At 60.8% G+C, this 21,013-nt stretch carries 17 protein-coding genes; 7 read left to right on the plus strand and 10 right to left on the minus strand.

Annotated features, from left to right (window positions below; translation table 11 throughout):
* Positions 1–79 precede the first annotated feature (79 nt).
* From TSACC_RS17035 to TSACC_RS17045, 3 genes are all read left to right on the plus strand, one after another.
* Positions 80–547: a PTS sugar transporter subunit IIA gene (locus TSACC_RS17035; RefSeq protein WP_075080415.1), complete on the plus strand. Its 468-nt coding sequence runs from the start codon at positions 80–82 to the stop codon at positions 545–547.
* 3 nt (positions 548–550) lie between these two features.
* Complete coding sequence (gene argS / locus TSACC_RS17040) at positions 551–2,263, plus strand: arginine--tRNA ligase (RefSeq protein WP_075080416.1); 1,713 nt, start codon at positions 551–553, stop codon at positions 2,261–2,263.
* A gap of 80 nt (positions 2,264–2,343) precedes the next feature.
* Complete coding sequence (locus tag TSACC_RS17045; protein ID WP_075080417.1) at positions 2,344–3,663, plus strand: ATP-dependent 6-phosphofructokinase; 1,320 nt, start codon at positions 2,344–2,346, stop codon at positions 3,661–3,663.
* A 79-nt stretch (positions 3,664–3,742) separates the two neighbouring features.
* Here TSACC_RS17045 and TSACC_RS17050 read toward each other — a convergent pair whose 3' ends face one another.
* Genes TSACC_RS17050 through TSACC_RS17080 form a run of 7 tightly spaced genes read right to left on the minus strand, consistent with a single transcriptional unit; the run spans position 3,743 to position 9,312 of the window.
* A complete protein-coding gene (locus TSACC_RS17050; protein WP_075080418.1) occupies positions 3,743–4,744 on the minus strand; it encodes a 2-hydroxyacid dehydrogenase in 1,002 nt (333 codons plus the stop codon).
* A gap of 57 nt (positions 4,745–4,801) precedes the next feature.
* Entirely contained in the window at positions 4,802–5,269 is a 468-nt protein-coding gene (locus TSACC_RS17055) for a GNAT family N-acetyltransferase (RefSeq protein ID WP_075080419.1), read from the minus strand.
* A 56-nt stretch (positions 5,270–5,325) separates the two neighbouring features.
* Positions 5,326–5,979 carry a purine nucleoside phosphorylase YfiH/LACC1 family protein gene (locus TSACC_RS17060; RefSeq protein WP_084400561.1) on the minus strand — a complete coding sequence of 218 codons (654 nt, stop codon included), beginning with the start codon at positions 5,977–5,979 and terminating at the stop codon, positions 5,326–5,328.
* The gene (locus TSACC_RS17065) at positions 5,976–8,072 is read right to left on the minus strand and encodes a TolC family protein (protein WP_075080420.1); all 2,097 of its coding nucleotides are present in this window, start codon (positions 8,070–8,072) and stop codon (positions 5,976–5,978) included. The genes TSACC_RS17060 and TSACC_RS17065 overlap by 4 nt, the downstream gene beginning before the upstream one ends.
* Positions 8,060–8,533: a MarR family winged helix-turn-helix transcriptional regulator gene (locus TSACC_RS17070; RefSeq protein WP_075080421.1), complete on the minus strand. Its 474-nt coding sequence runs from the start codon at positions 8,531–8,533 to the stop codon at positions 8,060–8,062. Before TSACC_RS17070 ends, TSACC_RS17065 begins: the two co-directional genes overlap by 13 nt.
* Before the next feature lie 54 nt (positions 8,534–8,587).
* The gene (locus TSACC_RS17075) at positions 8,588–9,079 is read right to left on the minus strand and encodes a hypothetical protein (RefSeq protein ID WP_075080422.1); all 492 of its coding nucleotides are present in this window, start codon (positions 9,077–9,079) and stop codon (positions 8,588–8,590) included.
* Positions 9,079–9,312 carry an FmdB family zinc ribbon protein gene (locus tag TSACC_RS17080; protein ID WP_075080423.1) on the minus strand — a complete coding sequence of 78 codons (234 nt, stop codon included), beginning with the start codon at positions 9,310–9,312 and terminating at the stop codon, positions 9,079–9,081. The genes TSACC_RS17075 and TSACC_RS17080 overlap by 1 nt, the downstream gene beginning before the upstream one ends.
* Before the next feature lie 44 nt (positions 9,313–9,356).
* Between TSACC_RS17080 and TSACC_RS17085 the strand changes: the two genes are divergently transcribed.
* The gene (locus TSACC_RS17085; protein ID WP_075080424.1) at positions 9,357–10,232 is read left to right on the plus strand and encodes a prephenate dehydratase; all 876 of its coding nucleotides are present in this window, start codon (positions 9,357–9,359) and stop codon (positions 10,230–10,232) included.
* A 46-nt stretch (positions 10,233–10,278) separates the two neighbouring features.
* Positions 10,279–11,415, plus strand: a complete 1,137-nt coding sequence (locus tag TSACC_RS17090; protein WP_075080425.1) for a PD40 domain-containing protein — start codon at positions 10,279–10,281, stop codon at positions 11,413–11,415.
* Positions 11,416–11,427: 12 nt separating this feature from the next.
* On the opposite strand, the gene TSACC_RS17095 is transcribed toward TSACC_RS17090, so the two are convergent.
* From TSACC_RS17095 to zwf, 3 genes are all read right to left on the minus strand, one after another.
* Positions 11,428–14,064 (minus strand): autotransporter outer membrane beta-barrel domain-containing protein, encoded by a 2,637-nt coding sequence (locus TSACC_RS17095; protein WP_153811496.1) that lies wholly within the window; start codon positions 14,062–14,064, stop codon positions 11,428–11,430.
* 147 nt (positions 14,065–14,211) lie between these two features.
* Entirely contained in the window at positions 14,212–15,255 is a 1,044-nt protein-coding gene (locus tag TSACC_RS17100) for a glucose-6-phosphate dehydrogenase assembly protein OpcA (RefSeq protein WP_075080427.1), read from the minus strand.
* Complete coding sequence (zwf, locus tag TSACC_RS17105) at positions 15,252–16,784, minus strand: glucose-6-phosphate dehydrogenase (RefSeq protein ID WP_075080801.1); 1,533 nt, start codon at positions 16,782–16,784, stop codon at positions 15,252–15,254. Before zwf ends, TSACC_RS17100 begins: the two co-directional genes overlap by 4 nt.
* A gap of 55 nt (positions 16,785–16,839) precedes the next feature.
* On the opposite strand from zwf, the gene TSACC_RS17110 reads away from it, so the two are divergent.
* Together TSACC_RS17110 and TSACC_RS17115 are read left to right on the plus strand one after the other, a co-directional pair.
* On the plus strand, positions 16,840–17,175 hold the full coding sequence (locus TSACC_RS17110) for a metallopeptidase family protein (RefSeq protein WP_237763990.1): 336 nt from the start codon (positions 16,840–16,842) through the stop codon (positions 17,173–17,175).
* A gap of 52 nt (positions 17,176–17,227) precedes the next feature.
* Positions 17,228–20,974 carry a protein kinase domain-containing protein gene (locus tag TSACC_RS17115; protein ID WP_084400562.1) on the plus strand — a complete coding sequence of 1,249 codons (3,747 nt, stop codon included), beginning with the start codon at positions 17,228–17,230 and terminating at the stop codon, positions 20,972–20,974.
* Positions 20,975–21,013 lie beyond the last annotated feature (39 nt).

Consider the following 21,013-nt stretch of genomic DNA (forward strand, 5'->3'; position numbering starts at 1 on the left):
AACATTGCGTTCCGTACGACGGCGAAATGCTTTTCCCTCTTGTCATCTTTGGGGTGATCAGTAGCCTCACGGCTCGCACATGACGTTGGCAAATCTTTTATCGGCCGAGCAAATCGTGCCGGAAATGAAGGCCAAAGGACGGTGGGAGGCCATTGCTGAATTGGTCGACAGGCTGGTGATAGCGGGTCGCATACGCGCCGATGACCGGGAACATGTTCTCGAGTCGATCAAGCAGCGTGAGCAGACCATGAGCACCGGCATCGGCTTCGGCATAGCCATCCCGCATGCTTCATCGGAGAAAGTCGGTGAAGTCGTGGCGTCCTTCGGTCGGTCGACCACTGGCATCGAGTTTGAATCGCTCGACGGCCAGCCGGTCTTCTTTGTCGTGCTCTTTGTCGTTCCCCGCGATCAGTTCCAGACTCACCTCCGCACCTTGGCGGCCATCGCGAAATTTCTCAACGACAAGGCGGTGCGCGACGAGTTGGGCAAGGCGAAGGACGCTCAGCAGATTCTCCAGGTTTTCGAAAACCGTTCTCCCCGCGGATAACACATGATCACCGTTCGCGAACTCCTCGCGGAACGGCTCAAGTCGGCGCTCGACGCCGCGGGCTTTTCCGACATCACTCCCGAAGTCACCCCCACCGCCGACGCCCGTTTTGGCGACTATCAGGCGAACGCGGCCATGATCCTCGCCAAACAGCGCCGCATGAATCCCCGCCAGGTCGCTGCGGAGATCATCCAGCACCTCGCCGTCGACGACATCTCGGCCGCGCCGGAAATCGCCGGGGCCGGGTTCATCAATTTCCGCCTCCTCCCGCAATTCCTCGCCGACCGCGCGCAGGAAATTGTGAAGGACGACCGCCTCGGCGTGTCGGACTCGAGGCAACCGCGCCGCATCGTCGTCGATTTCAGCTCGCCCAATGTGGCCAAGCCGATGCACGTCGGCCACATCCGCAGCACGATCATCGGCGATACACTCGTGCGCATCGCCCGTTTCCTCGGCCACGAGGTCATCGCCGACAACCATATCGGCGACTGGGGTACGCAATTTGGCAAGGTCATCTACGGCTGGAAGCATTTCCTCAACCGTGAGGAACTCGCCGCCAATCCCATTGGCACGCTGGTCGGCCTCTACCGCAAGGTCAACGCCGCCGAGGAAAACGACGAGGCGCTCAAGAAGACCGTTCGCGAGGAACTCGTGAAACTCCAGCAGGGCGACGCGGAGAATTTCGCCATCTGGCAGGAAACCGTGAAGCTCTCCTGGGCCGAGTTTGAAAAAATCTACGGCCTGCTCGACATCCATTTCGACGCGGTCCTCGGCGAAAGCGCCTACAACGACGCCCTCGCCCCGCTCTGCGAACGCCTCGAAAAGGACGGCATCGCCGAGGTCAGCGAAGGCGCTCTCTGCATTTTCTTCCGCGACATCCCGGAGCTGGCCGAAAAGCCCGCCATCGTACGCAAGGCCGACGGCGGCTTCCTCTACGCCACCACCGATCTCGCCACCATCGAGTACCGTGTGAAGCATTGGAACCCCGATGCCATCTGGTACGTCGTCGGCGCTCCCCAGGCTCTCCATTTCCAGCAGATCTTCCTCGCAGCCCAGCGCATGGGCGTCAGTGCCGAGCTAAAGCACATCGCCTTTGGCAGCATCCTTGGCGAGGACCGCAAGATCATGCGCACCCGCGCCGGAGAAAGCGTGGGCCTCGATGACGTGCTGAACGAAGCCATCGAGCGCGCCACCGCCGTCGTAGCGGAAAAAAATCCCGACCTTCCCGCTGAGGATCGCGCCGCCATCGCCCGCACCATCGGCCTGGGAGCGGTGAAATACACCGAACTCTCTCAGCACCGCATGACGGACTACGTGTTCTCGTGGGAGAAAATGCTCTCCTTCCAGGGCAATACCGCGCCGTATCTCCAGAATGCCTACGTGCGCATTCGCTCCATTTTCCGCAAGCTGGAAGCGCCCTTCGATCCCGCCTCGGCCACGATCAGCGTGAACGAGGACGCCGAGCGCGCCCTCGCGATCAAACTCGGCCAGTTTGCCGAGATCCTCCCACTCGTGTTGGAGGATTTCCGCCCGAACCTCCTGGCGAACTATCTCTACGAGCTCGCGATCACGTTCCATGGCTTCTACGAAGCCTGCCCCGTGCTGAAGTCCGAGGAGCCTGTACGTTCCTCCCGCTTAGCCCTTTGCGACCTCACTGCCCGCATCCTGAGGCATGGTCTCGGGCTGATGGGAATACAGTGCCCTGAGCGAATGTAATAATTCGCTCGCCCGACCTTCCCGTTCCGATTATTTTTTCGTCCTCGAAGGGTGCCATCGCACAAGGGGATAGAATTTTCATGAAAGAACTCACGCCTGCCGACCTGACAGTCAGAAACCTGGGCGAGCGAACGATCGTTTCGCCTCTGGAAATCCAGTTCGGCGAGATGGGATACGAACACGCGTTTTTCTCAGACGATTCGCGCGTGCTGGTGGACCACTCGCTGAGCCATCTGAAGAACCTCAATGGCGCGGAACCCGCCTGCTTTGAAGTAGCCGGACCGCGACGCAAGATCTACTTCCACCCGAGAAAGACCACTGGGGCCATCGTCACCTGCGGCGGCCTGTGTCCCGGGTTGAATGACGTCATTCGTGCCATCGTCAACCAATCCTTCTACCGCTACGGCGTGCGCCGCATCTTCGGCATCCGCTACGGGTTTGAAGGTCTCGTGGAATCCTACGGCCACCAGCCGTACAACCTCACCCCCGAGTCCGTCAGCAACATCCACTCCTTTGGTGGGACGCGGCTCGGCTCTTCACGCGGTCCGCAAGACCCGGCGAAGATGGTGGATTATCTCTCCGATCTCGGCGTCAATATCCTGTACGTCATCGGAGGCGATGGCTCCCAGCGCGGAGCGCTCGCAATTGAACAGGAAGCGATTCGCCGCGGCATGGAGCTTGCCGTTGTCGGTGTGCCCAAGACCATCGACAACGACATGATCTACATGGACAAGAGTTTCGGCTACGAAACTGCCTGCGCCGCCGCGGTCACCGCCATCAATGCCGCGCACACCGAGGCCCGCAGCGCCCGCAATGGCGTCGGCCTCGTCCGCCTCATGGGCCGCCACTCCGGCTTTATTGCCTGCTCCGCCTCCATCGCCAGCGGCGATGTGAACTGCGTCCTCATTCCCGAGGTCCCGTTCGAGCTCGACGGAGAACATGGCGTTTTGGCCAACCTCTACGAGCGCGTCATGCGCCGCGGCCATTCCGTGATCATCGTGGCCGAGGGCGCGGGGGAACACCTCATGACCGGTCCCGGCGGTGCGGATGCGTCGGGCAACAAGAAGCTCGGCGACATCGGTGTCTTCCTGAAGGGGAAAATCGAGGAGTATTTCCGCAGCCGCGAGACCGAGCTGACGCTCAAGTACATCGACCCGAGCTACATGATCCGCAGCGTGCCCGCCTCGCCTCAGGACCGCATCTACTGCATGCGTCTCGGCCAGGCTGCCGTGCACGCCGCCATGGCAGGCAAGACCGGCATCGTCGTGGGCCGCTGGCACAGTACCTACGTGCACCTGCCGATCAGTCTTGTCACCTCGGCCCGCAAACAGGTCGATCCCAAGGGCGACATCTGGCTCTCCGTGCTCGAGTCCACCGGACAACCCGCCCGGTTCTACTAAGCCAGAGGCCAACCAACCGCATTCCCAAACGCTCCGCTCGCCGACCGGCTGGCGGAGCGTTTGTCTTAGAGAAGCCCCTTTAGTGGAGCATCTCGATCGTCACGGCGTTCTTCAACTCCTCGCCGTTGGCGAAGGCGGCCACGTTGTCGAGCGTGGTCTGGGCGATATTCTTAAGTGCCGTGTCTGTGAAATACGCCTGGTGCGAAGTCACGAGAACGTTGGGAAAGGCCACAAGACGCTGGAGGACGTCATCCTGAATGATCTCCTCGGAGAGGTTTTCGTAAAAGACATCCGCCTCCTGCTCGTATACGTCGAGACCGAGATAGCCGATCTGGCCGCTCTTGAGACCCTCGATCACCGCCGGAGCATCGACAAGAGCGCCACGGCTCGTGTTGATGATCATCACGCCGCGCTTCATCTTGGCGATGCTGTGCTGGTCGATGATGTGGTACGTGTCCGGGGTGAGCGGGCAGTGCAGGCTCACGATGTTGGACTCGGCAAAGAGCGTGTCCAGATCGACATACTTGCCCATCGCGCCGAATTCCTTGTTGGGAAACACGTCGTAGCCGAGCACGCGCACGCCGAATCCGGAAAGGATCTGCGCCATCACACGGCCGATCTTGCCCGTGCCGACGAGACCGATTGTGCAGCCATTGAGGTCAAAGCCCTGCAGTCCCTCGATGGAGAAATTGCCGTCGCGCACGCGATTGTAGGCGCGGTGAATCTTGCGGTTCAGCGCGAGAATCAGCGTGAGCGCAAACTCCGCCACCGCAAAGGGCGAGTAGGCTGGGACGTGCGTGACCTTGATGCCGATGGAATCCGCATGGCGGATGTCGACCTGGTTGAAACCCGCGCAACGCAGCGCGATGAACTTGATCCCCAGTGCCTTGAGCTGATCCAGCACATGGGCGGTCAGGATGTCATTAACGAAGCAGCAGATCGCATCGTGCCCCTGGGCTAGGAAGACGGTATTGGAGTTAAGCTTCTCCTCAAAGAAGTTGAACTCATGCTCCCCAGCGCCATTGGCGGCGAGAAGGAACTTCTGGTCGTACTGCTTCGTGCTGAACACTGCGATTTTCATGCGTGGCAAAATGGTGCGCACGTCTTTGCGGTATTCAGACGATGATTGGCAAGGCTTTTACGCCTCGAGCTTGCGCTGAAAAATCCGGACTTCGTGCCCATTGGCGGTCGTTTCCGCCATCTCGAGCCACCCCATGCGCCGGAACAACCCTGGCGCGGACTCCGTGAAAAGGTACATCTCACCATACCCGGCCTCGCGTGCAAATCGCTCCGCCTCCCGCACCAAAAACGCCCCGATGCCGCGTCCGCGCTGCTCCGGCACTACGAGCAGCGTGGCCAGCCACGGATTCAGATGCTCAAAGCCCGGCAGGTCATCCTCTATCACGCTCACCGTTCCCAGCAGAGTCCCATCCTCATCGAGTGCAACCAGGGTTGCAGGTATCCCGCCATCCGTCCGCGCCATGCGAAACTCCTCAACCGCCTCCCCTTCTCCCCAGGCCAGATAAAGATGCGCCCATTCGTTGGCGCATTGCTGCGCGAGCGGTGCGATCAGCTCCGGATGATGGGAGAGATAGTCGATATGCATGTCATGACGGAACGAAACTGCATTTCTCCGGCAACGGCGCAGTCGACAATCCCTCTCTAGACCAGCGCAAGCAAGGCGAGAAGGCGTCCCGTTCTCCCCATCTCCCGGCGATAAGAATAGTACGTATCGGGATGCGAAGCGGTGCAGGTGCCGCAATCGATCACTTCGGTGACTCCGGCTTCGCGCGCATCGCGTACGATCTGCGCCGCGAAATCGATCTCGTAATGCGGTGGACGAATGCACGGCGCGATCTGAACGACCAGGTCTTCGGCCGGGATGCCATAGTTCTCACGCAAGGCATCGATGGCAGCGACAACGATGCGTTGCTCGGTGCCCTTCTTGCCGGAATGTACCAGTCCTATCCCCCGCCCCTTTTTGTCGACGAGATAAACCGCTGCGCAATCCGCCACATAAACAGCGAGGCAAAGGCCGCGGGATGAGGTAATAAGTCCATCTGCTCCCGGAACGGGTGCGGAGGTCGGCCCTGAGACTGCGGCCACGATGCTGCCATGCACCTGCTCGGCGACGGCAAAGGGCATGCCCGCAAAACCCGCCTCATCCGCCGTATGGCGATGGACCTCCCAGAGCCGCGCCAGCGCAGTCTCCCGGTCGGTCAGGACGTCAATGCCGGGCGCGCGTTGGAGAAACGCGGCCCGTGCAAACGGCAGGGCGTCGAGGGCGGGAAACGTCTCGACCGGACAGGCGATCACTTGGAAGAGTTCGCCTTGGTCTGCTTCTTTTTCGGAGCCGGAGTCGGATTCGTCTCGAGGATCGGCTTGATCAGATCGCTGTCGCGGAAGGCGCGAGGCAAGGCCGGCTGCGGCTTGTCGGGATTCGTCGCCTTCTGGAAGTGGGCTGTCTCCGCCTTGCTGAGAGCCTGCGGGTTGAGCGGACGCACGAGCGGATCGGAGAATGTCTCGACGTACTGGGTATCGAGCGAAAGTGCATAGTCGTAGCTGGCCATCGCCGCGATGTAATCGTAGCGAGCCTGGAGTACGTTGGTCTGGGCTTGAAGGAGCTGCACCTGGGCGTTCAAGACGTCCAGCTGGGTGCCGGCACCGGCATCGAGTCGCTCGCGGGCGAGTCGGAGGGCTTCCGTCGCCTGTACGACGCTGGCCGTCTGGCTGTCGATCGTCTCCTTGGCCTGTTGCAAATTGGAGATCGACTGCTGGACATCGAGCACGACCTGGCGAATACCGTTGTCGTAGGTGTTCTTGGCCTGCATCAACTGTGCCTTGGCCTGTGCGACATTGCCGTAGGTGAGGCCGCCGTCCCAGATATTCCAAGTGCCCGTAGCACCGAAGAACCATCCCGAAAGCGTGTCGGCCAGGTTCGTCGATCCGGTGTTGTTCGTGTATTGGTAACCGCCGTTGGCGTTAATCGTCGGGAGGAACCCGGCGAGTTGGGCGTTGACGTTGGCTCCGTTGGAGAGGATGTCGAGGCGCTGGGCCTTCAGAGCCGGGTTGCGGGCGATGGCCACACGGATCGATTCATCCGTGTCGATCTTGCGCGGGTTGTAGCCGAGATTGCCAACCACATTGAACGGCACCTCGCTCGGGCGGCCTTTCGGATAATCCATGCCAAGCAGAGCGACGAGTTGGTACAGCGAGATGCGGTAGGCATTCTGCGCCTGAATGAGCGGCGGCTGGGCATTGGCCAGCGCCACCTCGGCCTGCAGCACGTTGAAACGCGGCACGGTTCCCGCCTCGTAGCGGTTCTGCTGATCCTTCACCTGCTGCTGGAGGAGGTTGACGTTCTGCTCCTGCGCCACGATGAGGGCGCGGTTCAGCACCACCTGGTAAAAGCTGGTGACTACCTGCGAGACAATGTTGTCGATCGTCGCTCGGAGGCTGAAGAACGCGCTATTATAGGCGGAGCTTCCGGCCGAAATCCCGGCGACCGCCTGAAGGTCGAAGATCGTCTGAGTTGCCTGGAACTGGATATTCCAAGTCTGATTCTGCACGCCTCCCTGGTTGCCGCCAAAGGTCAGCACGGTGGATTTGCCGTTCGGGTTCGGAATCTCAATGCGGCCACCGGAGGAGCGGCCATTCGTGGTCAAATCCTGCGCCTGCTGGGTGTAACCCGAGGTGATGCCCAGTTGCGGCATCACCTGTGAGACCACCTGGATCAACTGGCCGCGGGTCAAGCGGATCTGCTGGATCGCATTGAGGATTTGCGGATTCTGCTTCAACGCGATCTGCACGGCATCATTGAGCGTGAGGTCCGCGACTTTGGGATTGCGCTGGCGGGCAATGAGAGCCGTGAGGGATTTCTCAAAGTCGGCCATCACCATCTTCTGCTTCATCGCCAGTTCCTCGGAGCTCTCCATCTTGCCGGTCTCTTTGGTCGGCAAAAGATTCTCTGCAGACTGCGTGGGAGCGGGCAAGGGAGGTAACTGGTCGGAGAGCGTCGACGCGTCCTGCATCACCGGGGTGGGCAGAGGCGGAGGTGTAAGCGGCATCGTGCCATCGGGCAGCGGGGTGGGAGCCGGAGTCACTCCCGGCGTGGGTGTGGCCGCTGGAGTCGGAGTCGGAGAGGCCAGGGTGACCTGCACCGGATTGGCCAGCGAGGTCGGCTGCTGGTTCAGGTTATATGGCGTCGGCATCGGCGGCGGCGTGCCGGGCCCGGCATAGGCGGGCATCTGAGGCAGCACCGGCTGGCTCGCACTGAGATTCGGAGTCGGCAGCGGAGACGGGGTCGGGAACTGGCTGTTTGTATTCTGGGCAAAACCCACGGTCGCCGTGATCGCCCAAGCGCAAACGGTCGTCCTGTAAATCGTGCTGACGGTGACTAGGCTTCGCATGACTTTTCCTTGTTGTGGCAAAATTGGTAAATTTTCTCGTAAATGTTCAACCAGGAGCGGCGCTCTTCCGGCTCGAGCATGTCCATGATCTGGCTGAGGTTGTTGACGATGTCCTGACGCATCCGCTCGACCAGCTCCGTCCCCTTGGGCGTAATGCGCACGAGGACCTTTCTCCGATCGTTGGTGGCGTGAGTACGTTCGACGTACCCGAGATTCTCCAGGCGATCGACCAATCCCGTCGCAGCCGCGGTGGAATGATCCATCCGCTCGGCCACCTCACTCATCGTCACCGGCATCCCGTCGGACAGATGGCCCAGCAGGAAGTACTGCGGGAACGACACCTGCCCGCGACCGAGTTGCTCCGAGAGACGCAGCACAAAACAGCGCTGAAGTGACATCACGATATCGGCAAGCCGTTCCACATCGGGCCGGCTCTGGTTCGGTGTCAGGTCTATCGCCATGAAAAATAGTTAAGGTGGTTAAGGATTAGGGGGCAAACTTCACGTTGTCAACCATCATGGCTTGTAAACGCGATCCCCCACCGACGGGGTTCCGGACACGATGTCCGCGATGAGGAAAGGAGGTTTGCGGAGCGGGCTGACATGGAGGCCGGCCGTCTCGCGCTGGTTCGAAATGCAGATGAGCGAATCGCCCGGCGCGCCCGGTGTGTAGACCAAGGCGTCGATCAGGACAAATTTGTCGTCAAGGTTGACCATTTTCACCGTACCGATCAACTGGGCAGGCTCTGCCTTGGGCGGACCTTTTTTCTTGGGAAAAAGCTTATCAAAGAGGCCGAAGCAGGAGAAGACCTGCACCAAAAGCGGCTTCTTGAACTTCTGAGGCGGAGCTGGCGTCGGGGTCGGGATGGGTGCCGGACGCAAAAAGCTCGGTGTTTGCGCCGTGGCAGCTGTCTCTGCGGGCTTGGGTTCCTTCTTGCCAAAAACGGAGCATCCGGCTGGCAGGCAGACCAGCGCCATGGCAAGAACGAGGCTCCCGAGAATGCGCATTACCGACCGCATCCGCCTGCGCCACATCCACAGGACGAGGTATGCACGTGACGGCTCGTCGATGAGGATGAACCGGTTAACACGCCAACTCCCCCGGCGATCACCCGGCGCACAGGTTCGCCGCTCTCCGGATCATGAGTCAACGCGGCATCCTTGATGCTCTGGCGAATCTCGAAGCGGCGCGGCTTGGCGCCCTTCTTTGCCGGAATCGTTTCATACACGTACGTGGGCATTCCGTGATGTAGAGTCCCCCCATCGCCCCCTGACAAGTGAAATAATGCAAACTCGCCACTTGTCAGGCAGCCTGATCAGCCGGAAAAAGAGAGGAATGCCGGAGATTTACTACCTGGGCCCAGAAGGAACCTTCTCTCATATCCTTGCCCGGAAGCGATTTGGCCGCCGCGCCAACCTCGTCGCCTGCCCTGCGATCGAGGCCATTTATGATCGTGTGCGCGAAAATCCCTCCGGCCTCGGCCTCGTCCCGGTGGAGAACTCCAGCGGCGGGACCGTTTACGATTCCGTCGACGCCATGATCCGCAATGCCGGAAAGATCTTCCTCCGCGAAGAACTCTCCCTCGACGTCCGTATCGCCCTCCTCGGTCACGCCGGGCAGGAGGTCACGACCATCTACTCGCATTTCATCCAGCTCAAGCATCACGCGGAATGGCTGAAACAGCGTTATCCCAAGGCTCGCCAGCGAGCCGTCGCCAGTACCGCCATCGCGGCGCAGAAGGCTAAGGCGTCGCCCCACGCGGCGGCTCTCGCCTCGCCCGGAGCCGCCGAGGTGTACGGCCTCGACGTCCTGGAGAAATCCCACGCTGGCAGCGTAAATGTGACCCACTTTGCGATCATCGGCGCATCACCCGCGCCGGAAATCGACGAGGTGCGCAAGACGGCCCTCATCGCCGCCTTGCCCAACTCCTGCGGCAGCCTCCATCAATTCCTTGGTCCCTTCGCCCGTCTCGGCGTGAGCCTCACCCGCATCGTTTCGCGGCCGGTGCCAGGAAAACCACAGACCTACGTCTTCTTTGTCGAGATCGAGGGCGGCGAGCACGATCCAGCAGCAGCCAAGGCGCTCGCACGTGCACGCAAGCTTTCCGAGTCACTCGTAAGCCTCGGAACGTTCCCCGTGCGAGGGCGTTTCAAATCGTAAGTTGCAAACCCGCGATTCTTTTGCCAATTCACACCTACCCATCATTATGAAGCGAGCTGTCCTACTCCTCTTTGCCCTTGCCGCTCTGGCGCAAGCGCAGGAACCGGCCACCATCACCATCCGCAAAGGCGATACCACGAGCGTCGCGCTGAAGACCATCGGAGGCGGAGATGGCGCAACCGCCACCAAGGTGCTGCAGAACGACCTCGACCTCTCCGGTCTCTTCTCGCTCACGCCGCCCGAGCGTGCGAGCTACATCATCTCCGGCAATGCCAACGGCGGTTCCCTGGAGGGACAGGTCGTCGACCAGCGCGGCAGCGTCGTGCTGCAGAAGTCGTATGCTGGCGGCACCCGCGCCGCAGTGCATCACTTCGCCGATGACATCGTCGAAACGCTTACGGGCAAGAAGGGTATCGCGAGCACCAAGATCGCCTTTGTCGCCACCCGCACTGGCCGCAAGGAAATCTATACCGCCGACTACGATGGCGCGAACGTCCGACAGATCACCAATGACGGCTCGATCAGCGTCGCTCCGGCCCTTTCCTCCGACGGCTCGAAACTCGCCTATACGGGATACCAGAGCGGCTACGCCGACATTTATCTCATCGATCTCGCCTCCGGTGCTCGCAACCGCATCATCAAATTCCCCGGCACCAACTCGGGCGCTTCCTTCTCGCCCGATGGCGACCGCATCGCCTGCACACTAAGCAAGGACGGCAACCCCGAGCTTTACATCGTCGGCGCCAACGGCTCCGGCGCTCGCCGCCTGACCAAGACCTCCGGTGTGGAGTCTTCGCCAACCTGGTCGCCTGATGGTTCGCAGATCATCTACTCCTCCGACGATCGCGGCGGTCCGCAGCTTTACAAGATCGGAGCGGGCGGCGGCTCAGGCCAGCCCATCTCGACCGGCTACAACTACTGCACCGAGCCGAGCTGGTCGCCTGATGGTCGCAAGGTTGCCTTCACCGTCCGCACGGGCGGTTTCTCCATCGCCGTGAAGGATCTCCAGGGTGGTGCGACCCAGCTCCTCACCGCGGGCGAAGACCCCGTTTTCGGCGCGGATTCCCGCCACGTGATCTTCAGCAACGGCTCGTCACTCATCCTGCTCGACACGCAGAACGGACGTCAGGTTCCCATCGTTACCGGCCTCGGGAAAGTAACCGAGCCCACCTGGTCTCTGTAAGGCCAGCCCGTCTCAACGGCGTTGGCGGATTCTCCGCGAGGCGATCATCGCTCCGCAGCCCGCCAGCGCCAGCCAGATCACCGCAGGCTCAGGCACCGCGACATACTTCAGATACACGGAGTTGTCAGCAGCCTTCTCCACCACGTCAAAATTTCCATAGTTGAACGACGTGTTTCCATCACCCGAGTCATCCCATGAGTAGGATGTAGCCTGGGAAAAATCCCAGATTTTCCACTCGTGATCTGTCATCCAGAAGGGATCAGCGGTATCCGGCGTGATCACCCCTGCCGCAAACTGGAGATAGATCGTCACCGGGGCGTCCTCCGATCCCACGTGGGAATCGCCAAGGAATGTCAGCAGATTCCACTCGATCCCGGCCTGGGAGGCGTCATCGGTCAGCGAATCCAACTGCCAGAAAAATTGGGAGCTGTTCAGATCAGCCGAGCCTTCAAAGGTGATGTTGCCTCCTGACGCCCCTGAGGTGATAACACCCCGAGCGGTCGTGGAGCCCGAGAGAGTTCCACTACCGGCCAGTGTGCCACCAGGATTCGCCGAGCTTTGTCCCACCTCGGCTACAGTCACATTTCCAGAGATTGTGCCGCCGGAAAGCAACAGCGTACCGTTATTCTGCACGGAGACATTGCCCGCCACGGCCCCGGCTCCGCTGACTGAGAGAGTCGCATTAGCCTGCACGGAAACATTGGCAGAACCCGTGGCCGAACCCTGGGCGCTCTGGGCCGAGAGCGTGCCGGAGTTGACCGTCACAGTACCCGAAAGCGTACTCGTGCTGTCTCCGCTCAAAGCCACCGTACCAGGACCGAAGGTAGTCAGTCCCGCGGAGCTGGTGATCGTCGACGAGATGGCTCCTCCTGCCTCGCTTGCATAAATCACACCCTCTGCAGCTCCAAAATCCAACGAACTGGCCGAGATCGTGCCACCATTCAGGATCACCCCGGCAGAGTCGCCCGCCTGCCGCGATCCGACCTCGAGCGTCGCATTCGTTCCACTCACTTCGGAATCATTAACCTGGAGAGCGTACACTCTTGCCGTTTCATTCGTGGCGATGACCTGATCGGTCTCTGCCGCATAAACCGTGGAACTGGTCGCCACATCGATTGCCGTGCTCAGGGAGGACACTGCTGCCGCCTTCTGAAAGCCCGCGCTTCCGTCATAGTTGAGGAAATACCCGCTGGCACCTGCGTCATTGTCCTGTCCGACGATATACGGAGCGACCATGCCATTCACACTCGCCGGCCTGCTCGACGATCCTCCAGCCACGAGCACCCGCTCGGTCGTGCCAAGCGCCGAAATGCCATGGGCGGGAATGATGACAAACGTCCCCGCGCTCTGACGGATCAGGTTGCTGGAAGTCGCAGATCCATCGCCCATCGTCACCGAGAGCGAATCGTACCCGCCCGCGTCAATCTCCAGAGCCCCTCCACCTGCTCCGAATGTCACGGAGCTGCCCGAGCCGGACGCGATGGAAAAGGCAAGCGGCCCTCCGCTTCCCGCGGGAGTGAGACCGATGGTGCCGCCATTCGTCAGCACGAATGACCCGGTGCCCAGCGGGGTCGAGTCTCCGGCATTGGTGCTACCAAGCGCCCCACCGGAGACAGCATTGTTTCCTGTGAGATCATCGCCCGCAGTCAGCACCAGTGCACCTTCGCCCGTCTTGTTGAAACCTCCCGCGCCAGTCACCGCCGCCTGCACGGTAAATGTCGCACTATTTGTATTGATCGTCTTGCTGCCTGAGATCACCCAATCCGCCGGAGTCCATGACGGGTTCAAAGTCGGATTGGCCATAGTGTCGACAGAGAAGGCATACGCGGAATCCACGATGGCCTTGGTAGTCGACCCATCGCCCACCGTGCCATCAGAGCTCTGGAGTTGCCAGTAGTCCTCTGATGGCAGCGCCATGCCCGGGAGATTCCATCCGGCTGGTACCTGAGTGATGCCGAGCGTCTGGGGATCGCTCTCAGGAACATTGGGAACGTTTTCCAGCGTGCTCGGGTAGGCGTTGTTCAAGATAAGCTGGGCGTTGCCAGTCGGATCAACCACGGCCAGGAGGGCCAGCTCATGGCCGCCTTCGGCACTGAAACTCGTTGAACTGCCCGAGTTCTGGCCGTACCACGAGATCGAAAAATCAATAAAGGTAATGCTGCCCGGATTCGCTCCCGCATTGGGCGCGAGTTGGGCAGCCAGCCAGGATGGATTCAAGAGATTCGATGCCGAATCCCCGCCATTGTAGATATAGCTGAAGGACCCACTGAGACCAGCTGCGGCAAGATAATCCGAAATGCCCTGGATCGCAGAGGAGTCGTACGTTCCTTGCGTGGCGGAAGTCTGCATGAGTCCGCCCATAAGACGCTCGAGGTTGTAGGTATAGGGATCGTTCTGTCCAGGATAGGTCGAGGGCGTAAGTTGAGTGAATCCATTGCTACCCAGCCAGAAGAGCGACATCACCGCCGAGGTGGGTTCGCAATAGTTCTGACCATCGCCGGGGAGCTTGTTTCCGTAAGGGCCAAAATCCAGTTGAATAATGGCCGGCGTATTTGTCACCGGATCATTCCATGCCGCCGCGGCCATCCCGGCTGCAAGCAACGACAATACCCCGATCCAACCACCTGTCCTGGCGAGTTTTCCCTTCATGCGATGAGATGATTCTGCGGCGTTAACATAGTGAGTCCCGCTTCGCAAGCGGAGTCCGCCAAGGTTTGAGATAATCGCTCCTTATCACGAAAAAGCCGCAGCGATCGACCTGATGATCGACGGCTGCGGCCAGGATTTTCGGATCAGCTAGTGGCCGAGCAACGGCTCGATCGCTGAGATCGCCTTGGCGTACAACGGGTGCTTGCCGCCGCGGCTGAGTTCCATGAGGAGAATGTCCTCGATGCGGGACTTGCCGGCCGACAACACCATGTTCGTGTTGCAGAAGCCGCCGCCGTCGATGTAGCCGTGGAAATACTCGGAATACTCCTCGCGTCGGATGCCAAAGGACACATCCGCCGTCTGGAAAGAAACCTCCGCAATATCCGCACCGGGCTTTTCGGTTACGCTGAAATCGATGTGCCCGCCGCTCTGCGGAAGGAAAAACTCCTTGCCGAGCAGCGACTGGAACTTCCAGCCGAACTGTGTAGCCAGCCACCCGAGCAGGAGCAGGCCCGTGCTGCGGCGCGACGTCGTGATCGTGACCTTCTCGATCTCGCGCATGCGGGCATTCGCACAGGAGTGGTCAAACAGTTGGGCCAGCGCGAAGCGTGTCCCAAGCAGACGAGTCCAGTTGAGATCGCAAAGGATCGTGCGCTCGGCATTGAGCGTGGCGATCTTGCGTGCGATGGCGAGCTGCTCGACGGGCTTCTGCCAGTCGGCGCTGTCAAAGATGAGCCGGTCGATCCAGCTCCAGAGCTTCTGGTCCAGCGGCTCGCGGAATTCCCCCTGCCACCAGAAATAAAGTGGCAGGTCGGAGTCGAGGTGGGAAAAGACGATGTTGGGCAGCGAATGCACCATCTCGCCATCGAGCTCGAAGGTGATCTGCTCGGAGCAAATTTGCCGCTCGCCCTTGCCTGCCATGTGGCAGTGAGCGCTGATCCAGGCTCGGGCGTCGGGTTTCTCCGAGGCCGGGTCGGCAAAGATCAGCAGGGCACGGCAGGCGTGTTCGCCCGCGATTTCTGCGATGAGTCCGGTATTCCACGGCACCGCGTCGGGATTCTCGGTATAGATCGCGAGATTGATGAGTGAGGCGCGCGTCTTTGTGTCGCCGCTCTCCTCCCACAATTTCCCGAGCTCCTTGCCGATCGTGCCGATTTCCACCGGCAATCCGGGGTCCACCGCGAGGCTCATAGTCTTCTCCAGGTTGCGCCGTGGCGCTTGATGAGTTCGTCAGCCTCGGTCGGCCCCCACGTGCCCGCGGAGTACATGGCGAGGTCTTCAGACTCCTTCGCCCAGGCATCATGCAGGGCATCAACAAATTTCCACGCCTCCTCGACCTCGTCGCGGCGGGCGAAGAGCGTCGCGTCGCCGCTCATCGCGTCGAGGAGCAGGCGCTCGTAAGCCTCCGGCGTGGCCTTGCCAAAGCTGGTGCCGTAATGAAAATCCATCTTCACCGGCTCAATCTGCAGGCTCGAACCCGGCATCTTCGCACTCATGCGCAGGGAGATGCCCTCGTCGGGCTGGATACGGATCACGAGCACGTTGCTGTCGATCGTCTCGCCCGTGGCATTGAAAAGCACCGCCGGCGCGCCCTTGAACTGCACAGCGATTTCCGTGCAGGCCTTGGGCAGACGCTTGCCCACGCGCACAAAGAACGGCACGCCCGCCCAGCGCCAGTTGTCGATATTCACCTGAAGCGCCACGTAGGTCTCCGTGACGGATGTCGGGTTCACGCCCTGCTCGTCGCGATAGGCCGCCACGCGTTTGCCGTTGATCGCTCCCGCACCGTACTGGGCGCGCACCACGTACTTGCGCACGTCGTCACCCACGATGGGACGGAGGGATTTCAAGACCTTCACCTTCTCGTCGCGGATGGCGTCGGCATCGAGGCCTGCCGGCGGTTCCATCGCGGTGAGGCAGAGGAGTTGCAGGAGATGGTTTTGCACCATGTCGCGCAGGGCGCCTGACTTGTCATAGTACCCGGCACGTCCCTCCACGCCGAGCGGCTCGCTGGCCGTGATCTGCACATGGTCGATGTAGCGGGAGTTCCACAACTGCTCGAAGATCGCGTTGGCAAAGCGCAACACCATCATGTTTTGTGCGGTCTCCTTGCCGAGGTAGTGGTCGATACGGAAGGTATCCTTTTCCGGGAAAGCCTCGACGACCATATTGTTGAGGATCTGCGCTGTCGGCAAGTCGGTGCCGAATGGCTTCTCGACGATCACGCGGGCCCAACTGCCGGGCTGGGCTTTGTTCAGGCCACTCTTGCGGAGATTCTCGAGGATGACCGGGAACTGGTCAGGACCGGCAGAGAGATAAAACAGGCGGTTGCCGCGCGTGCCGCGCTGGGCGTCCAGCTCATCGAGCCGCTTGGCGAGAGCCTCGTAGCCCTCCAGGTTGTCAAATTCGCTGCGGTGATAGAAGATCGATGACGAGAAGCTGGACCACAGCTCGTCATTGATCTTCTGCCGGGAAAACTTCCGGGCCGCCTCCTCGATTTCCGTGCGGAAAACTTCATCGGTCTTGTCGCGTCGGGCAAATCCGACCACGCTCACAGCGGGAGGGAGAGCTCCGTCGGCTGCGAGATTGTACAGGGCGGGAACCAGCTTCCGGTGGGTCAGGTCGCCGGTGGCGCCAAAAATCACCACGGCGCAGGGCTCGGGCATGTTGCGGCTCGAGAGGCCTTCGCGGAGCGGATTTCCTTCGTTGGTATCTGGCATGGGCGTTTGATAAACGTTCAATCGGCTGGTGACAACGGCAATGAATTTCAAACAAATGGTCTCCTGGGCGGAGCAGATTTCCGCGGAAACGCTAAAGGAACTCCCCCTGGAAGTACGCACGGCTTTGGATGAGGTGCCGATTTTCTTCGAGGCGCTTCCCTCCGAAAAAGATATCGACGAGGGAATCGCCCCCGACACACTCGGTCTCTTTGATCCGGGTCCGGATTCCGCACCCATGGCGTGTATCCGGCTCTGGTTGGAGAATATCTGGGATGAGGCGGAAGAGGCTGGCACCACGTTTGAGGAGGAAGTGCGAATCACCCTGCTTCACGAGATCGGCCACCTTCTGGGCTGGGATGAGGATGAGGTGGAGGATCGCGGCCTCGCCTAGCATGCAACGGAGGATTGCGTATTCAGCCTCAGGCAGTTAAGAAAGCAACTTGATGGAAACCTCCCCTAGGGCGCCGCTGAGGGCGATGCTGGCCAGGGTGTCGCCGGATGACCTGGTGATCTACGCGAATGCTTCGCTATGCCAATATCTCGGAGTTTCCAAGCGCGACCTCGTAGGCACCCCCCTCGACGTGCTGGCCGCTCGATGCCAGGGCGAAATCTCCACCTGCTTCGTCCGCGACGTCAGTCACCGCACCAGCAACCACCTCGTCACCGATGCCGAGGGGCGGGTGTTTGAAGCAAAGGTCTACAGCGAGGGCGGTGTGCTCGATATCGTGCTCGACGAGGTTTCCAGCACGGAATTTGTCGGCAGTGATCTGCGCTATGTCAGCGGCACGCCTTTTGAATCGCTCGAAGAGGATGAATTGCGCACCGCTCGCCTCCCGGAGCGCCGTTACATCACCATCGGTCACACCCAGCTCCGCGGTCTTTCCGAGGTGAGCGAACGCAGCTCGGCCATGGACGTTCGCCTCCTGGTCAATTGCTTCATCGAGGAGGCCGGAGATGCCATTTGGGAGTCCGGCTGCACCGTGGGCGAGATCCAGGGCGGCTCAATCCTCGGCATCTACGGAGCACCGCGCTATTTCGCCGACCACCCGCTGCGCGCCATCCGGGCGGCCTGTGAGCAGATGGCCAAGATGTCACGCATTCACGGAGAGTTCCTCCGCCAGGGCAAGGAGCTTCCTCCATGTTCCTGCGGACTCTGGACCGGAGATACCCTCGTCGGGTCCGTCGGCAACTCGTACACCCAGCACTACACCGCTCTCGGGAAGCCTGTGGAGCTCGCTCGCCGGCTCTCCGACCTTGCCCGGCCGGGCGAAACCATCCTTCCCGAGCATACTCTCACACATCTCCTACGGGTATTGCCTCCTGGATGGCAGCACGTCCGCGCGGAGAACTCTACGGAACCTGATCTCAGTGATTTCCAGTGGGTCGGCGATGAGGTGGCTCCCCTACCGGAAAACCTGAAGCGTATCGTCTATCTCGTCGGTCCGGACGTGCAAAACAATGCTTCCAACGCCGAATACTACTTCGATTATCTCTGGTCATTCCGCGTGCCAGGTCGCGACCAGACCGTTCCCATCCTGCGCGTCGTGCGACCGCAGGAGGTTGGCGACTCCCTTGAGCTGCGCGACGACAACGTCATCTCCCAGTCCGTCCAGACCGTCGGAAAATATAAACTCATCGAGGTTGTCGGCACCGGCGGCATGGGCAAGGTCTGGCGAGGTATCGATCGATTCGGCAACTCCGTCGCGATCAAGGTCCTTCACACCGCGGAATCCGTCACCGAGGCGCAGCTGAAGCGCTTTCGTCGCGAAGCTGAGGTGATGGCCCGTCTGCCTCATCGCAATATCTGCCGTGTGTATGAGATGAACGAATTCGAGGGAATCCACTACCTCGCCATGGAGTTCGTCAATGGTCTTCCGCTCTACGATCTGCTGTACGAGAGCACACCGACCGATTCCGAAAAGACGCCCAGCCGTGAGCACGTCGATCTGCCCGCGCTCATTTCGTCCATTCGGTCTGCCAAGTCGCTGCGCGACAGCCTGCCACCGCCAGAAGGGGAGAATGGGCCCGAAGTCAGCCGCCCCAAGGACACCCGCATCCTCCCTGTCGAGCAGACTCTCAACATATTCCTCAAGGTTTGCGACGCCGTGCAGTTTGCCCACGAGCATGGCGTGCTCCATCGGGACCTGAAACCCGGCAACATCCTGCTGCGCGAGGATGGCGAGCCATTGGTGGCAGACTTCGGCCTCGCCAAACTCAGCGCTGATGGCACTCACTCGCTCTCCGTCACCGGGCATGTGGTCGGCACATTGGAAAACATGGCCCCCGAGCAGGCCGAATCGAGCAAGGATGTCGACGAGCGCGCCGACGTATACAGCCTGGGCACGATCCTGTACCAGATGCTGACGGGGCGCCGACACTTCGAGGCTACAGGCAACATCATCGGCGACGCGCAGGCTCTCCAGTCCCACGAGCCTCCCAAGCTCCGCTCGATCAATCCCAACATCGATCCCGACCTCGAGATCATCACACTAAAGGCATTGCGCAATGACCCCGCCGAACGCTATCGCAATGTCGCCGCGCTCAGCGCCGATATCGGGCGTTTTCGCAAGGGCGAGGTCATCTCGGCCAAGCCAGTGCAGGCCATCGACCTCGTCAAGAAGCTCATCCAGCGCAATCGCGCCGTCGCCGCCGTCACGGCCGCCTCCATCCTGGTCTTTATCACCGGCACGCTCGTCGCCATCGTCATTCTCTCTCGTCAGCTCAAGCGCGCGCAGGATGCCTCGGATTTCGCCCATCAGCAGCAGGCCTTCGCCGAGGAGCAGCGCGCGCTCGCTGAAATGCGCCGCCGCGCAGCGGAGGATCAGGAAACCAAAGCCCGCGCCGCCCAGGTACGCGCGGAAGAGCAGGAAAAAATCGCCCGGGATGCCCTGGACGAGGCCCGGCGAGCGAAGGAACTCGGCGCAGAAGCCACCGCCCTCACCGAAACCGAGCGAAAACGCCGTGAGGAGGCCGAGAAAAACGCCCAGGCCAACGAACAGCTGCTGCGCGAAACTCGCGAACGCATGGAAAACCTGCGCATCGCCGCGGAGAACTCACAGGAAACCCATCGCGCGGCTCCTGCCGACGCCTCTCCCGATCCCTCCTTCGAAGAGCAGATGAAGGAGGCCATTCGTATCTCGCGCTGGGATCTCGCTCCTCTCGAGGTTCAGCGTCTCGCACGCACGCCCTCGGAGATCATTCGCCGCGTCAGCAGCGCCATCGATCAGTCCTCAATGGTCCTTCTGGCCAATCCCACCTTTGCCCCGGCCTGGCTCCTCAAGGGTCGCATGCATCTCGCGCTGCTTGAGTGCGACCTTGCTGCCGACAGCTTTGCCCAGGCCGCGAAGTATGGAAAAAGCGAGATCGCCGATGATGCCCTGCGTTTGCATTCCGTCGCCCAGGACGCCCTGAAATCCTTCGGAGATCGTCCGGAACGCGCTCTTTCGCTGCTCTCCGACGCCAATCTCCCGGGTAACGAATCCACAGTCGCGATCATCAAGACGCTCAGCGAAAAGAACTCCCGCCGCAGCGCGGCCGTCACCGAGACCCGGATTCCGTCTTCCAACGAAGTCGCGCTTTCCCTCCTGACGAGGAATCCCGGCATTTCCACACCCACACTATCCTCGGACTCCTCAGGACGCTTCACCGTGACGCTGAAGACCAGCGGAGACCTGAATGATCTCTCGCCCCTCAAACCGCTCAATGTTTCCAGCCTCACGATCCAGGGGGCCACTGGCATAGACTGGAACTCCCTGCTCGGATTGCCGCTGGAAAAGCTCGCGCTCACAGACTGCCGCATCGACTCCCTCCCCATGTCCCGCACGCTCTTGCGGGTGAAGTCGATCGATCTCTCCGGGAGCCGGATTACAAGTATCGACGCTCTCCGGCTCGTCGCCGCCCTCGAGGATCTCTCTCTTGCCAACACCTACGTGGGCGACCTGTCCCCACTGGCCGGATCGCGCTACCTGCGTCGACTTGACATCTCCGGCCTCAATCCCGCCGGAATTCGCGTCCTTGCCGCCTTGCCGCTCGATTCCCTTACGCTCAGCCCGGAAATAATTACGGACCTCTCGTGGGTCGCGATCGTCCGTAATCACCGCTCCATCAAGATCCTCCGGACTCCCAACGACCCAGCCGACCAAAAAGCAGCGGATTTTTTCCAACGGATCGATCATCAGGTTTCTCCCTGATCGTAGCGGTAATCGGGTGTTTTTTTTGAACGGGGACAA

Origin of the sequence: Terrimicrobium sacchariphilum, from assembly GCF_001613545.1 — a bacterium.
Lineage (GTDB): Bacteria > Verrucomicrobiota > Verrucomicrobiia > Chthoniobacterales > Terrimicrobiaceae > Terrimicrobium > Terrimicrobium sacchariphilum.